We start from the raw sequence: 14,113 nt of genomic DNA, 5'->3' as shown, positions 1-14,113 counted from the left end.
ACGCTGTGGGCATGTTGAGAAACGCCGTCCGCTCGCTACTGGCCGAGCCGCGAGCGCCGTATCCGCCCAAGCGGGTGTGGCGCGACTGGGTGCTCGTTGCCGGCTTGCTGACGGCGGTGGTCATCGAGGGCGTGGTCCGCGATGACGTGGTCTGGAGGCCCGTCGCGATCGTGGTGGCCGTGGCCGTCGTCTGGGCGCTTCTGTGGCGACGTACTCAGCCTCTCGCCGTGGTGGCCGCGGTGTTCGGTGCCGTGATCGTGATCGACATCATCGCGTTGATCAGCGGTCGCGGACCCTTCGGCCTGAATTCGATGATCTGCGTGATCCTGCTGCCCTACGCGCTCGTCCGCTGGGGATCCGGGCGCGAGATCGGCATCGGGCTCGTGATCATCCTGGCCGCGATGGTGCTGGCGAACATCAGCGACTTCACCGGGTACGTCGAAGCCGTCGTCGGCAGCATGTTCTTGTTGTTCCCGGCCACGCTCGGGGCCGCCGTGCGGTACCGGTCGACTGCCCGGCTGCGCGAACTGGACCAGGTGCGGCTCCGCGAGCGCGAGCAGTTGGCTCGCGAGTTGCACGACACGGTCGCCCATCATGTGTCGGCCATCGTCATCCGGGCGCAAGCCGGCCGGGCCGTCGCCGTCTCCCGTCCCGAGGCTGCGGTGGACGCGCTCGCGGTGATCGAAGCAGAAGGCACACGTACTCTCGCCGAGATGCGGCGGATGGTCGGCGTACTGCGCGATGAAGGGACGGCGGCGCTCGCGCCGAACCCGGGAGTGGCTGACCTGCAGCGGCTCGCGCGCAGCGTGGGGGATCGGGTTCAGGTCGAGGTGTCGGGCGATGTCGAGGATCTCGGACCGGCGGTGGATGCGGCGATCTACCGCATCGCTCAGGAGTCGATCACGAACGCGGTACGGCATGCACGTCAGGCGACTCGCATCGATGTCCGCGTGGCGGTGGACGGTGACGCCGTACGGCTCACCATCCGCGACGACGGAGAAGGCGCCTCGGCGCCCGCGACTTCCCTCGGCTATGGGTTGGTGGGGATGACCGAGCGCGCGATGCTTCTCGGCGGCTCGTTCGCCGCTGGGCCTTCCTCGGACCGGGGCTGGACTGTTGACGTCGTGCTGCCGCGAACGGCGGGCCGATGAGCATCCGGGTGCTCGTCGCCGACGACCAGGATCTCGTCCGTACTGGGCTCGCGATGATCCTCGAGGCGCAACCCGGCATCGAAGTGGTCGGCCAGGCGGCCGACGGGCGGGAGGCCGTGGAGCTGGCGCGCCGGCTTCGGCCCGACGTGTGCTTGTTCGACATCAGGATGCCTGGCATGGACGGGATCGCCGCGACCCGCGAGCTCGCCGGCGCCGGCGTCGACGACCCGATGGCGATCGTGGTGATCACGACGTTCGACGTGGACGAGTACGTGTACGGCGCGCTGAAGGCGGGCGCGCGGGGCTTCCTGCTCAAGGATGCCGGGCCGGACCTTCTGGTCCAGGCGATCCACGCCGCCGCCAACGGCGACGCCCTGATCGCGCCGAGGATCACCGCGCGGCTGCTCGCCGCGTTCTCCGATCAACCCACCGGCCGTACGCCGGTTCAGCTCGTCGATCCACTCACCACGCGCGAGGAGCAGGTCCTCATCGCCACGGCCACCGGCCGGACCAACGCCGAGATCGCGACAGACCTCCACATCAGCCTCAGCACCGTCAAAACCCACCTGACCAGCGTCATGGGCAAGATCGGCGCCCGGAACCGCGTCGAAATCGCCATCTGGGCCTTCGAAACCGGCCGCATCAATCACCGTGGGAAGTCGTAGACCCGAATGGATCCGGGGTTGATGGGGCACGTGGGCACTACGAGGAGCAGCGGCCCCGGGAAGGATCGGGCGATGGGCAAGGGATGTTCGGGTTGGGCGGTCCAGCCGCCTATGCCGCCGCCAGAGCCGCCGGAGCCTTCGGAGCCGCCGGCGCCTCACATGCCGCCTGAACCGCTCGAGCCGACCGGGCCGGCCGAGCCGACGGATCCGGTTCCGCTTCCTGGGCCGATCCGTGCGCCCTACGGTTCACAGAAAGCTACTTCCGGGTAAGACTGGTGGGTCAGGGCGTGCCCTCGAGCAGGGAGATGCGGCGTGACGACGGAGCAGGTACCTACGGACCAGATGACCGAGCAGCCGGGAACAGCGCGGAACGCCAGCGAGCGCGAGGCCCGCGAAGTCGCCGAGGCGGCACGGCAGACCGAATGGGACCGGCCGAGTTTCGCCAAGAAGCTGTATCTCGGTGACTTCGACCTGTCGTTGATCCACCCACACCCGCGCTCTGCCCCGGATGACGTCTCGCGAGGCGAGGAGTTCCTGGCCAAACTGACGGCGTACTGCGAGACCCTCGACGGCCAGCTGATCGAGCGGGAGGCGAAGGTCCCGGACGAGTACCTGCAGGGTTTCGCCGAGCTGGGCGTGTTCGGCATCAAGGTCCCGACCGAGTACGGCGGCCTCGGCCTGTCGACGACGTACTACGGCAAGGCCCTGATGATGGTCGGATCGGTTCATCCCAGCCTTGGCGCACTGGTGTCCGCACATCAGTCGATCGGCGTACCGGAGCCGGTCAAGATGTTCGGCACCGACGAGCAGAAGGCCGAGTTCCTGCCGAGGTGCGCCGCCGGCGCGGTGACGGCGTTCCTGCTGACCGAGCCCGACGTCGGATCCGATCCGGCCCGGATGGCGTCGACCGCGACCCCGACCGAGGACGGCGAGGCGTATCTGCTCGACGGCGTGAAGCTCTGGACCACCAACGGAGTGATCGCTGAACTGGTCGTCGTGATGGCGCGCGTGCCGAAACACGACGGCGGTCGCGGTGGCATCAGCGCGTTCGTGGTCGAGGCCGACGCACCAGGCATCACGGTGGAGAATCGCAACGCCTTCATGGGACTGCGCGGCCTCGAGAACGGCGTCACCCGGTTCCACCAGGTCCGCGTGCCGGTCGAGAACCGCCTGGGTCGCGAGGGTGACGGTCTGCGGATCGCGCTCACCACGCTGAACACCGGCCGGCTCTCCATCCCGGCAACCTGCACCGCGGCCGCCAAGTGGTGTCTGAAGATCGCCCGGGAGTGGTCCGCGGAACGGGTCCAGTGGGGCCGACCGGTCGGCAAGCACGCCGCGGTCGCCGAGAAGATCTCGTTCATCGCCGCCACCACGTTCGGGCTCGAGGCAGTGCTCGACCTCTCGGCGAAGCTGGCCGACGCGGGGAGCAAGGACATCCGGATCGAAGCCGCGCTGGCGAAGTTGTGGTCCAGTGAGATGACGTGGCTGATCGCCGACGAATTGGTCCAGATCCGTGGTGGTCGCGGCTACGAGACCGCCGACTCGCAGGCGGCACGCGGGGAACGTGCGGTGCCGGCCGAACAGATTCTGCGTGATCTGCGGATCAACCGGATCTTCGAGGGATCGACGGAGATCATGCACCTGCTGATCGCCCGTGAAGCCGTCGACGCGCACCTGGCCGCGGCGGGCGACCTCGCCTCGGCGGACGCCGACCTGCAGGCCAAGGCGAGGGCAGCGGTGAAGGCGAGCGGCTTCTACGCGAAGTGGCTTCCACAGCTTGCCGTCGGCAAGGGTTCGGCGCCGACGTCGTACGCCGAGTTCGGGCCGCTGGCGAAACACCTCCGGTACGTCGAGCGCACGTCGCGCAAGCTCGCACGGCAGACGTTCTACGGGATGGGCCGCTGGCAGGCGAAGCTCGAGTACCGGCAGGGCTTCCTGGGACGGATCGTCGACATCGGCGCGGAGCTGTTCGCGATGGCGGCCGCCTGCTCCCGGGCCGAGATGCTGCGCGCGGACGATCCGGCGCGCGGCGAGACGGCGTACGAGCTGGCAGGCGCCTTCTGCGAACAGGCCAGGCTCCGGGTGGACCACCTGTTCGAGCGGCTCTGGAAGAACACCGACGACACCGACCGCCGCCTCGCGAACCACGTCCTCGACGGCGCCTACACCTGGCTCGAATCCGGCATCGTCGACCCCTCCGAAGGAACCGGCCCCTGGATCAGCGAATGGCAACCAGGTGAGTCCACCGCCGAAAACGTCTCCCGCCGCTACCGCTGAGAACAGTCAGGTGAGGTTGAGGCGCATGAGGATGCGGGGGTGGCCGGCCAGGACGGAGGTGGTGTCGGCGGCCTTGGTGAAGCCGGCGCGTTCGAAGTTCTTGCGGATGCCGGGGTAGGCCATCGTCAGGTCGACCTTGGCGTCGCAGCTGTCGAGCGGGTACGCCTCGATCGCCGGCGCGCCGTGCTCGCGAGCGAAGTCGACCGCACCGTCGATCAGGGCGTGGGAGATGCCCTGCTTGCGGTGCCCGGGACGGACCCGGATGCACCACAGCGACCAGACCGGAAGGTCGTCGACCTGCGGGATCTTGCGGTTGCGGGCGAACGACGTGTCCGCACGGGGCGCGACCGCGGCCCACCCCACCGGCGTCTCGTCGTCATAGGCAAGAACTCCCGGAGACAGGTCTGCACGGCACAGTTCAGCGACGTACTCGCCTCGGTCCGGTCCGCGGAGCTCGTTGTTCAACTTGGACGGGATCCGGTAGCTCAAACACCAGCACACATTCGACGTCGGCGACTTCGGCCCGATGACGGCACGAACATCCTCGAACACCTCAGCCGGCCGAACCTCAATCGACATGCCACCACGATCCCACGACCGACGCGATATTTCGGTCGAGATGTGCTGCCGGGCGTCCTAGGGTCGGCGGGGTGAACTCGACTTGGACGAATGAAGCCGCGATCAGTCAGTGGGACGCCTCGAGTACGCAGGAGGCGATGGAGGCGACCGCGGAGGAGGGGGACTTCGTCAAGCGGCATCTGGTGAACCCCGAGTTGTTGCGGTTGCTGGGCGACGTACGGGGACGGCGGGTGCTGGACGCCGGATGCGGTAATGGATATTTCAGCCGCATGCTCGCCGAGCGCGGAGCTGAGGTTGTTGGCGTCGAACCGACCGAGGCCATGGTCACCTTCGCTCGCGACAAGGAAGCCGAGAGCGGTCAAGGCGTCCGGTATGTCCAGGCCGATCTGACCCGGTCGCCAGACCTCGGCGGAGCCTTCGACGCCGTGGTGTGCAGCATGGTGTTGATGGCGATCCCCGACTGGAAGCCCGCGATGCGCGCCTGCGTAGAAGCGCTGCGACCCGGCGGCCTGTTCGTCTTCGCCCTGGTCCACCCTGCCTTCGAGAACCTGCTGACGACCTGGCGCGATCACGGCGAGTACCGCCAGGACCGATACCTGGAGGAGTACGTCGTCCACGGTCCGGCGGCCCCCGACTTCCACCGCCCCCTCTCGGCGTACCTGAACGAACTCGCCGCCCTCGGCTGCCGCCTCCGCGAGGTCGTCGAGCCAACGCTGGACCCAGCCGCCGCAGCCTCCGTGCCAGGCGCCGTCGCCTACACCCGTCTCCCGAACTTCCTGATCGTCGCCGCCGAAACCCCCGCCTGACATCCTCTCCCAGTGGGCGTATCTCTAGTTGATCTGCGGATCACTGGATATGTTCACAGGGTGTTGAGTCTTGGTGCGCTGCTGAGCGATCGGTCGCTGGAGTTGCGGCTGCTGGTTCCGGGTGAGGAGGGAGCGGTCGAGCGGGAGGTGTTGTGGGTGCACAGCACCGAGTTGCCGGACCCGTCGCCGTACCTTCGGACCGGCGAGATCGTGCTGACCAACGGACTGTGGCTGCGGGAGACGTCCGCGGCCGACTTCGCGGCCAACGTACGACGGTCCGGGGCCGCGGGCATCGTGTTCGGGCTGCGTGACGTGATGCCGCAGACCCCGGCCGAGCTGATCGAGGCGTGCCGGCGGGAGGGGGTGCCGCTGGCGGAGATCGCGATCGCGGTTCCGTTCACCGCGGTGGCCGAGGCTGCGTCGGCGCTACAGGCCGACGAGCGACGGGACGCTCTGGTCGGCATGGTTCGGCGCGGTGATGCGCTGGCCTCGGCGATCTCGCACGGTGCGGGCGCTTCCGGCGTACTGGCTGTACTGCGGCGCGAGCACGAGCTACCGCTGGCGGTCGTGGACCGGATGGCGAGGCCGCTGGCGTCGGCGGGCGTGGACCTGTCGGCAGAGCAGCGCCGACGCGTTGCCGACGGACTGGCCCGCCATCCACCACCGCTGGAGATCGATCTCGGTGGGCCGGAAGGTCGCGCGACAGTGTTCCTGGTCGGTGCCGTCGGCGACACGGACGCTGCCCTGTTGTGCCTGCGGCCGGTCACCGAGCTGACCAAGCCGCAGCAGGATGCGCTCGACCAGGTGGCACGCTTCCTCAGCCTCGAGGTGGCCAAGCAGCAGGCGATCCAGGCGATCGAGTTGCGGTTCGCGAGTGAGCTCCTGGACATGATTCTGTCCGGTGCGCAGCGGGCGGCCGAGGTGCCCGACCGGCTCCGGGCGTTCGGGGTGGATCCGTCCGGTCGGCTGGCGGTGCTCACGGTCGCGTTCGCCGACGGTGCCGAGTCGACCTTGCCGGGCCTGTCGGAGACGATCGGCGAGTTCTTCCTGGCTCAGGGGCTGGCCGTGGTCGTCGCCGGCGGCAGTCAGGATGTGGTCGCGGTGCTGCAGGAGCCCCGGCAGGAGCTCAAGGAGCTGGCCGAGGCGCTGGGTACCGTGCTCCGGAAGCGATTCCCGGATCGCCGGCCGGTCGTCGGGCTCGGTGACACCGCCGCCTCGGCACGGGAGTTGCGGCAGCCGTTGGTGCAGTCCCGCGAGGCCTGCCAGGTGTTGCGCCGCCGGCGTGGAGGACACGCGGTCGCGTCGTTCCGGGAACTGGGGACCCACCGATTGCTCCTCGGACTGCAGGACGCCGGGACGCTGCGCGGCTTCGCGGACGGTGTGCTCGGACCGCTACGGCAGCACGACAACACGCGGGACAGTGAGCTCGAGTCCACACTGCGAGCCTTCCTCGCTCATGACGGCCAGTACGGCGCAACCGCCGCCGCGCTCTACGTCCATGTGAACACCCTGCGGAACCGCCTGGCCAGGATCACCGAGCTGACCGGGCGCGACGTCGCCCGGACCGAGGACCGGGTGGATCTCTACCTCGCCCTGGAAGCGGACGAGCTCGCCGGGTAGCAGTCAGCGCATGACCTCGATGGCGAGATCGGTCGGCCGGGAGTTGTTGATGACGGTCAGGTCCTGCGGGCACGCGGAGACCACGACCACGCAGTCGAGTTCGGCGCGGAACGTGACCGAGTCGCCGGGGGCCGTGGCCGCGGGCAACCAGTCGAGGGTGCCGCCGGGCCGCACCGGCACGTGCATGAAGAGGTTGACCGGCTGCGGCACGACGTCGATGTCGCGTCCGAGCGCGTCCCGCAGGTTCCGCGCACACGACGGATGATCCGGTACGCCGAGTCCGGCGTACCGGGCGTCGTCGCAGGCTGCGATGAGCAGGTCGTGCCGGCCCGGTGAGGTGTCCTCGAGCAGGGTCAGGATCGGGCGGCGCTCGTTGGTGGTGAAGGCTTCACCGATGGTGGGGAAGAGCCGGCTGGTTGCCGTCCTCGTGTGCGAGGCGCTGAGGTGTTCGGTGGTGATCCCGGACGGCGCGGCGACGTACGCGAAGAGATCGCCGACCTGTCCGCCGGCGACGTCGACGACGCGGACGTGGTCGCCCCGCTGGACCAGGACGGCGCGTCCGGCCCGGGCCGGCACCGGGGTACGTGCGACTGTCTGCATGCCACCAACTCCAGCAGGTCGAGTCATCGGCCTGCAGTGGACGATCGTCCAGCATGACAGCGCTGATCTTGTGGCTTGATCCATCGCGAGGCTGCACCCAACGCTGATGAAGTTCAGGGCATGGAACTGACGACAACTCACCCGGCCCTGCGACCGATCGGAGTCGGCGCCGTCGAGCTCGCGAACCGATTCGCCGTCGCGCCGATGTCACGCGTGTCCGCGACGCCGGACGGCGTACCGACCGACGAGATGGCCGACTACTACGCGGCGTTCGCCGAGGGCGGGTTCGGCCTGCTGATCACCGAAGGCACCTACACCGACCCGGCGTACAGCCAGGGCTATCTGAACCAGCCGGGTCTCACCACCTCGGCTCAGGTGGCGGGATGGCGGGAGGTGACTCGCCGGGTTCATGCGGCCGGCCGGCCGATCATCGCCCAGTTGATGCACGCCGGCGCCATCTCGCAGGGCAATCCGCACCGCGCGGAGCGAGTCGGGCCGTCGGCGGTCCAGCCGATCGGCGAGATGCTGTCCGAGTACGGCGGGCAGGGTCCCTGGCCGACGCCGCGCGAACTGTCCGCGAGCGAGATCGACGAGGTGATCGCCGGCTTCGTCGCGGCAGCGGTCCGGGCGCACGAAGCCGGATTCGACGGCGTGGAGATCCACGGCGCCAACGGATACCTGCTCGACCAGTTCCTCACCGTCTACACGAACCAGCGCACGGATGCGTACGGCGGACCGGTGGCGAACCGGATCCGGCTGACTGCCGAGGTCGCCGCGGCGATCGTCGCGGCGACACCGGCCGGGTTCGTCGTCGGCGTACGGCTCTCGCAGACGAAGGTGAACGATCTCGAGTACCGCTGGCCCGGCGGCGCGTACGACGCAGAGGTCGTGTTCGGGATCCTGGCCGCTCAGGGTGTCGACTATCTGCACCTCGCCAGCGAGGGCCGGGACTGGCTCGAGACCGCTCGGCTGCCGGGCGGCCAGACGATCACCGGGCTCGCTCGCAAGGTGAGCGGGCTGCCGGTGATCGCGAACGGCGGCATGCACGACCCGGAGCGCGCGGATCGCGTCCTGACCGACGGCCACGCCGATCTGGTCTCGATCGCCCGGGGTGCACTCGCGAACCCCGATCTACCCCGGCGGCTCGCCGACGAGCACCAGCTCGACCGGTTCGACCGCGGGATGCTCGAGCCGGCGGCGACCCTGGCCAACGCGAAGCAGTGGCAGACTGCTCGGTCATGACGACCCCGACGTGGCATGGCGGGGCACAGGCCGTCGTCACGCTCACCTTCGACGTCGACGCCGAGACGCCGATCCTCGCGGCCGGGCGCCGGTACGCCGATCACCTGACCACGATGTCGCACCAGGCGTACGGCCCGGACGTCGGCGTACCGCGGATCCTGGAGCTGCTCGCGGATCTCGGCGTGCCGGCGACGTTCTTCGTGCCGGGCTGGGTCGCCGAGCAGCGGCCGGGGCTCGCGGCGACCATCCAAGAGCGTGGTCACGAGGTGGCTCACCATTCCTACAGTCATCGCGCGCCGACCGCGCTCACCGCGGCGGACGAGCGGGCGGACTTCGAGCGGGCCCTCGACGTATTCGCTGCGCAGGGCATCGAGATTCACGGGCACCGGGCCGCGCTGTGGGAGGCCACCCGGACCACGCTGGACCTGGTCGCCGAGCACGGGCTCTCGTACGACTCGTCGCTGATGGGCGACGACCGCCCGTACCTCCTCGACGTCGGCGGCCGGCCGGTCGTGGAGCTGCCGGTGCACTGGTCACTCGACGACTGGGAGCAGTACGCGTATCTCCCGTCGCCGCAGATCGGCACGGTCATCGAGTCGCCGCGCAAGGTCCTGGAGCTGTGGCGCGCGGAGCTGGACGCGATGCGGCACTATCGCTGTCTGTTCAACCTGTGCCTGCATCCGTTCCTGTCCGGCCGTCCGAGCCGTCTCCTGGCCCTGCGCGACCTGATCGAGTACGCCCATTCCTGCGGCGACATCACCTTCGCCCGCTGCCGGGACCTGGCCGCCGCTGCCCGCGCTGACCCCGCACTCCCACCTCGAACGCCGCCGGCCGTCGTGCCGGATCCATCCGTCTACCCGTTGGGTTGATGACCGAGGAGAGTGATGGCGTCGATGAGCTTGGCCCAGAAGGCGGTTTGGTCGAGTTCGATGGCGACCTGGGCGTTGGGCGCCCGCCCGGTGTAGTGGTGGAGGTCTACGGCGGTGGCGCCGGCGGTCCACTCGCCCTTGGTTTCGATGACTACGTTGGCCTCGACGCAGCGGACGATGGTGGGGTCGATGACTCGGGCGACGGCGACCGGATCGTGAAGCGGTGGTGCTGTGAAGCCCCAGAGACGCTCGTAGGTCGAGGCGAAGAAGGTCATCCACTCGATGCAGATGCCGGCCAGCGGCGTGCCGATGCGTGCGAAGGAAGCCAGTACGTCGTCCGTCACCAGCGCCTGATGCGTGACGTTGAGACCGCACATCGTGAACGGAACGCCCGATCGCAGGACCTGGTCCGCGGCCTCGGGATCGACGAAGCAGTTGGCCTCGGCGTACGGCGTCACGTTGCCACGCTCGGTCGAACCGCCCATCCAAACGACCTGGTCGATCCGGTCGGTCAGCTCCGGGCGTTCCGCGAGCAGCCGGGCGACGTTCGTCAGCGCGCCGGTCGCCACGATCGTGACCGGCGACTCGTGCGTGGTCAGTACGTCGACCAGTAGCTCGTGGGCCGTGATCGTTGCCTCGGGCACCGTCGGGTCGCCGTCGAAGAGCGGACCGTCCAGCCCGGTCTCGCCGTGTACGTCGTCGGCGATCCGCAACGGCCGCACCGACGGGCGGTCGGCCCCGCGAGCGACCGGGACATCCCGCGCACCGGCCAGCGACAGCACCCGGCGAGCGTTGATGGTGCACTTCTCGACCGTCTGATTGCCGGCCACGGTGGTGACCGCGAGCAGGTCGATCGCAGGGTCCCCGACTGCCAGCAGCAACGCCATCGCGTCGTCATGCCCAGGATCGCAGTCGAGCACCACCGGTATCGCCACCCGCACATGCTAGTGCCGGGCCGCCGTCAGCCTGCGGGCTGGAACAGCTCGATGAGGTTGCCGGCCGGGTCGGCGATCAGGACCTGGCGGCCTCCTGGGCCGGAGGTGGGTTCGCTGCGGAACTGGACCTGGGCGGCCTCGAGCCGGTCGATCTCGGCGTCGAGATTGTCGACAATCAGATGGATGCGGTTTCGGCCGGCGTCCGACGCGTCGTCCGGGGTGGCGCGGGCGCCAGAGGTCTGCGGTCCGGAGAGCAGGAGGCGCAGTGGTCCGCGGGTGACGTCGGCGAACGCCGGCGCCGGATTGCTCCGCAGTACGAAACCGAGCTGGCTGGTGTAGAAGTCGATGGCCGCCGGTACGTCGTCGACGATGTAGCGGACGCTGGCGAAGGTCTCCTCGTCGTTCATGGTTGGTCCTCCTTGAGGCTCGGCAGCAGGTGCCGAACGCGGTTGTCGATGTCCGCCGCCGCGGAGACAAACCTCGAGTAACTGCTCCGGCCGTCGTCGCCGGCCGAAGGGTCGGGGATGCTCCAATGCGCGCGGGGCGGGTTGTCGGCGAGCGTTTCGCGCGCTTTGTCGCACAAGGTGATCACGCGCTTGAAACGACTGTGCAGGGTCGAGTTGAGCGACCGTGGTGCTTGCTCCTCGATGTCGATGTCGTAGTGCTCCCGCAGTACTCGCACGGCGTGCGGATGGATTCGGTCCTTGGGCCGGGTCCCGGCACTGCTGACGCGCACGCGGTTCCCGGCTCGGTGTCGCAGGAGCGCCTCCGCAATCGGCGAGCGTGCGCTGTTGCCGCTGCAGACGAACAACACGCTCGAACGGCGTGGCGGGTCCTCGGGCACCGGCGTCATCCGGAGCGCCGGATGCAGCGCGGTGCCGGCATCGGCCAGCGCCTCGGCACAGCGGTCGAGGTCGAGGTGGTAGTAGCTGTCGCGGGCGTCGAAGCTGCTGCGCCGCGAGGCCACCAGGCCGCCGTCGCGCAGGAGCCTCAGGTGGTACGAGACCAGGTTCTGCGGCTCGTCGACAACGGCGACCAACTCACGCACTCGCAGATCGCTTCGAGCGAGCTCGGCCACCAGCTGCCATCGCAGCGGATGACCGACCAGCCGGACGAACTCAGGCACACCGTTCACGGCGCCTGACATTACATCAAATGCATTTGATGGACCACCCGTCGGCGACAGCAGCTGGAGGTTGCAGGCTGTGGTCTGACGGTGTGGATGCGCGTACGGTTGGAAGGTCGCTGGGGGCTGGGGCGATCGTGGGGATTCAGCGCTATGTCTCGTGGGGAAATTGGGCCCGTGTGGATGCGCTGTCTCGGGGCTGCGGGGGAGTCGCGTGCGGCGCAGGTGGTTTGTGACGCGCTGGCGGGGGAGGGCGTAGTGGTGCCGGAGTCGGCACCAGCCGTGGGGCGGATCGGTGTCGTTGTCGTTGACACCATCACCGAGCGGGAAGTGGCGTTCGTGCGCGCGGCGGCCGCGGACGGGGAGCGGCGGGTGCTGGTTGTCGTGCCGGCTGGTGCGTCGGTCGACGTCGACGGGTCATGGCAGTTGATGTCGGCGGGTGCGGCCGATGTCATCGTCTGGGACCGGTCGGACGATCCGGCGTCGGATGCGGTGGAGCGGTTGCGGCGGTGGCAGCAGGTCGACGCGTTGATGGACTCGGCCGCGGCGACCGAGGAGTTGGTCGGGCGCTCGCCGGCTTGGCGACGGGTACTGCGCCAGATCGTCGAGGTCGCGCACTTCACCACGTTGTCGTTGCTCATCACCGGTGAGAGCGGGACGGGTAAGGAGCTCGTGGCGCGGCTGGTCCATGCGCTGGACCCGAGGCCGGACAAGGGCGACCTCGTCGTACTGGACTGCACGACGGTGGTGCCCTCGCTGTCCGGCAGCGAGTTCTTCGGGCACGAGCGGGGAGCCTTCACCGGCGCGGTCGCCCAGCGGGTCGGCGCCTTCGGACAGGCCGACGGCGGGACCTTGTTCCTCGACGAAGTAGGTGAGCTTCCGCTGCAGCTCCAGGCCGAGCTGCTCCGCGTGATCCAGGAGGGGACGTACAAGCGCGTCGGTGGGAACACCTGGCACCGGACGACGTTCCGGCTGATCTGTGCGACGAACCGGGACCTGCTCGACGACGAGAGGCGCGGGGCGTTCCGGCGGGACTTCTACCATCGGATCGCCGCGTGGCGGTGCGCCCTGCCCAGTCTCCGCGAGCGGACGCGCGACATCCTTCCGCTCGCCGAGCACTTCGCTGCGATGCAGGAGGCCGCCGGTGGATTCGACCCGGCAGTCAGTGCATTGCTGACCGGGCGGCCCTACCCCGGGAACGTGCGTGATCTGAGGACGCTGGTCGAGCGGATTGCTCAACGGCATGTCGGGCAGGGGCCGATCACGGTTGGCGACGTACCTGATGACGAGCGGCCCTCGGATGACGCGCGGGAGGCGTGGCGGACGGGACGTGCGTTCGAGGGTGCGGTGATGCAAGCACTGGCCGGAGGGGCGTCGCTGAAGGAGATCGGTGACGTCGCACGGGACACCGCGGTTCGGATGGCTGTCGCGCAGGAAGACGGGAATCTGAAGCGGGCCGCGCGGATCCTGACCGTCAGCGAGCGGGCGCTCCAACTGCGGCGGGCCGCTCAGCTCCAAGAGGGTTGAGGAGTCCCAGCAAGGTGCCGCCGAGGACGGCCTGTTCGTCCCGCCGCGACAGGCCGAGTGCCTTGACCTTCGCGAGCTCCAGTCCGGGATGCAGCCAGGGGCCGTCGGAGCCGAAGATGAGTTTCTCCGGCCCGGCCCGGCGTACTGCGTCGACGAGCAGGTCGAACCGCCGTACGCCGGAGGTGTCGGCATACACGTTGGGCAGTCGCACCAGCAGGTCGATCACCGCACGCTGCGCGGCCCAGTCGTCGGCGAAGCTGCCCAGGTGCGGCACGATGAACGCGACCCGCGGGAACTCGGTGGCGAACAGCTCCAGAGGCGCCACCTGGCCCATCGGGTCGTAGAGCACCGGCAGACCGAACCGGTCCGCGGCGCGCGCGATCTCGGGCGTCAGTGCCGCGTCGTGCCGGTGCACTTTCAGCCCGCGGAAGCCGAGTTGGTGCACGGCCTCGTGCACCAACTCGGCGACCCTCCCGGCATCCCGGGCCGGGTGGACGAACGCGAACCCGATGAATCGCTCGGGCTTGCCGGCCACCACCCGCGCCACGGCCCGGTTGGCGGTCAGGTAGTCGCCGTGGAACACCGAGAAGAGGACCGTGTGCGTGATCCCCGCGGCGTCGGCCCGGCGCAGGTAGTGGTCCAACCGGCCGACGTCCCACGGCCCGGTGAGTGTGTCTCCTCTCCCCACATGGCAGTGGGCGTCGACGATGGTCATC

At 69.2% G+C, this 14,113-nt stretch carries 14 protein-coding genes; 8 read left to right on the top strand and 6 right to left on the bottom strand.

Annotated elements, in window-relative coordinates; all coding sequences use genetic code 11:
• Positions 1–11: 11 nt before the first annotated feature.
• The 3 genes from OG817_RS16165 (at position 12) to OG817_RS16155 (ending at position 4,093) form a co-directional block, all read left to right on the top strand.
• Positions 12–1,151: a sensor histidine kinase gene (locus tag OG817_RS16165; RefSeq protein ID WP_406055503.1), complete on the top strand. Its 1,140-nt coding sequence runs from the start codon at positions 12–14 to the stop codon at positions 1,149–1,151.
• Positions 1,148–1,816: a response regulator gene (locus tag OG817_RS16160; protein ID WP_406055501.1), complete on the top strand. Its 669-nt coding sequence runs from the start codon at positions 1,148–1,150 to the stop codon at positions 1,814–1,816. Before OG817_RS16165 ends, OG817_RS16160 begins: the two co-directional genes overlap by 4 nt.
• A 312-nt stretch (positions 1,817–2,128) precedes the next feature.
• Positions 2,129–4,093: an acyl-CoA dehydrogenase family protein gene (locus tag OG817_RS16155; protein WP_406055499.1), complete on the top strand. Its 1,965-nt coding sequence runs from the start codon at positions 2,129–2,131 to the stop codon at positions 4,091–4,093.
• 6 nt (positions 4,094–4,099) lie between these two features.
• On the opposite strand, the gene OG817_RS16150 is transcribed toward OG817_RS16155, so the two are convergent.
• Complete coding sequence (locus OG817_RS16150) at positions 4,100–4,672, bottom strand: GNAT family N-acetyltransferase (RefSeq protein WP_406055497.1); 573 nt, start codon at positions 4,670–4,672, stop codon at positions 4,100–4,102.
• Positions 4,673–4,743: 71 nt separating this feature from the next.
• Here OG817_RS16150 and OG817_RS16145 point away from each other — a divergent pair, with 71 nt between their 5' ends.
• Together OG817_RS16145 and OG817_RS16140 are read left to right on the top strand one after the other, a co-directional pair.
• Positions 4,744–5,478 carry a class I SAM-dependent methyltransferase gene (locus OG817_RS16145; RefSeq protein ID WP_406055495.1) on the top strand — a complete coding sequence of 245 codons (735 nt, stop codon included), beginning with the start codon at positions 4,744–4,746 and terminating at the stop codon, positions 5,476–5,478.
• 60 nt (positions 5,479–5,538) lie between these two features.
• Complete coding sequence (locus OG817_RS16140; protein ID WP_406055493.1) at positions 5,539–7,098, top strand: PucR family transcriptional regulator; 1,560 nt, start codon at positions 5,539–5,541, stop codon at positions 7,096–7,098.
• 3 nt (positions 7,099–7,101) lie between these two features.
• On the opposite strand, the gene OG817_RS16135 is transcribed toward OG817_RS16140, so the two are convergent.
• Positions 7,102–7,698, bottom strand: coding sequence for a DUF1989 domain-containing protein (locus OG817_RS16135; RefSeq protein ID WP_406055491.1), 597 nt, complete (start codon positions 7,696–7,698; stop codon positions 7,102–7,104).
• Between the two features lie 120 nt (positions 7,699–7,818).
• Between OG817_RS16135 and OG817_RS16130 the strand changes: the two genes are divergently transcribed.
• Positions 7,819–8,940 (top strand): tRNA-dihydrouridine synthase, encoded by a 1,122-nt coding sequence (locus tag OG817_RS16130; protein WP_406055489.1) that lies wholly within the window; start codon positions 7,819–7,821, stop codon positions 8,938–8,940.
• Positions 8,937–9,809 (top strand): polysaccharide deacetylase, encoded by an 873-nt coding sequence (locus OG817_RS16125; protein ID WP_406055487.1) that lies wholly within the window; start codon positions 8,937–8,939, stop codon positions 9,807–9,809. Before OG817_RS16130 ends, OG817_RS16125 begins: the two co-directional genes overlap by 4 nt.
• On the opposite strand, the gene OG817_RS16120 is transcribed toward OG817_RS16125, so the two are convergent.
• The 3 genes from OG817_RS16120 to OG817_RS16110 are packed head-to-tail and all read right to left on the bottom strand — an operon-like array spanning position 9,794 to position 11,879.
• The gene (locus OG817_RS16120) at positions 9,794–10,744 is read right to left on the bottom strand and encodes a nucleoside hydrolase (protein ID WP_406055485.1); all 951 of its coding nucleotides are present in this window, start codon (positions 10,742–10,744) and stop codon (positions 9,794–9,796) included. The two genes, OG817_RS16125 and OG817_RS16120, sit on opposite strands and share 16 nt — an antisense overlap.
• Before the next feature lie 26 nt (positions 10,745–10,770).
• On the bottom strand, positions 10,771–11,151 hold the full coding sequence (locus OG817_RS16115; protein WP_406055483.1) for a VOC family protein: 381 nt from the start codon (positions 11,149–11,151) through the stop codon (positions 10,771–10,773).
• Complete coding sequence (locus tag OG817_RS16110; RefSeq protein WP_406055481.1) at positions 11,148–11,879, bottom strand: ArsR family transcriptional regulator; 732 nt, start codon at positions 11,877–11,879, stop codon at positions 11,148–11,150. Before OG817_RS16110 ends, OG817_RS16115 begins: the two co-directional genes overlap by 4 nt.
• Before the next feature lie 174 nt (positions 11,880–12,053).
• Between OG817_RS16110 and OG817_RS16105 the strand changes: the two genes are divergently transcribed.
• Positions 12,054–13,397: a sigma 54-interacting transcriptional regulator gene (locus tag OG817_RS16105; protein WP_406057451.1), complete on the top strand. Its 1,344-nt coding sequence runs from the start codon at positions 12,054–12,056 to the stop codon at positions 13,395–13,397.
• Here OG817_RS16105 and OG817_RS16100 read toward each other — a convergent pair.
• On the bottom strand, positions 13,345–14,112 hold the full coding sequence (locus tag OG817_RS16100) for an amidohydrolase family protein (RefSeq protein WP_406055479.1): 768 nt from the start codon (positions 14,110–14,112) through the stop codon (positions 13,345–13,347). The two genes, OG817_RS16105 and OG817_RS16100, sit on opposite strands and share 53 nt — an antisense overlap.
• Between the last annotated feature and the right edge of the window lies 1 nt (position 14,113).

Origin of the sequence: Kribbella sp. NBC_00889, assembly GCF_045207705.1 — a bacterium.
Classification (GTDB): Bacteria; Actinomycetota; Actinomycetes; order Propionibacteriales; family Kribbellaceae; genus Kribbella.
This window is presented reverse-complemented; position numbering and strand designations above follow the sequence as displayed.

Excerpts from the sequence above, each read along its gene's own strand:
- OG817_RS16130 (WP_406055489.1), top strand. The coding sequence starts at position 7,819 with ATGGAACTGACGACAACTCACCCGGCCCTGCGACCGATCGGAGTCGGC.
- OG817_RS16100 (WP_406055479.1), bottom strand. The coding sequence starts at position 14,112 with ATGACCATCGTCGACGCCCACTGCCATGTGGGGAGAGGAGACACACTC.
- OG817_RS16150 (WP_406055497.1), bottom strand. The coding sequence starts at position 4,672 with ATGTCGATTGAGGTTCGGCCGGCTGAGGTGTTCGAGGATGTTCGTGCC.
- OG817_RS16105 (WP_406057451.1), top strand. The coding sequence starts at position 12,054 with ATGCGCTGTCTCGGGGCTGCGGGGGAGTCGCGTGCGGCGCAGGTGGTT.
- OG817_RS16125 (WP_406055487.1), top strand. The coding sequence starts at position 8,937 with ATGACGACCCCGACGTGGCATGGCGGGGCACAGGCCGTCGTCACGCTC.
- OG817_RS16135 (WP_406055491.1), bottom strand. The coding sequence starts at position 7,698 with ATGCAGACAGTCGCACGTACCCCGGTGCCGGCCCGGGCCGGACGCGCC.
- OG817_RS16115 (WP_406055483.1), bottom strand. The coding sequence starts at position 11,151 with ATGAACGACGAGGAGACCTTCGCCAGCGTCCGCTACATCGTCGACGAC.
- OG817_RS16160 (WP_406055501.1), top strand. The coding sequence starts at position 1,148 with ATGAGCATCCGGGTGCTCGTCGCCGACGACCAGGATCTCGTCCGTACT.
- OG817_RS16165 (WP_406055503.1), top strand. The coding sequence starts at position 12 with ATGTTGAGAAACGCCGTCCGCTCGCTACTGGCCGAGCCGCGAGCGCCG.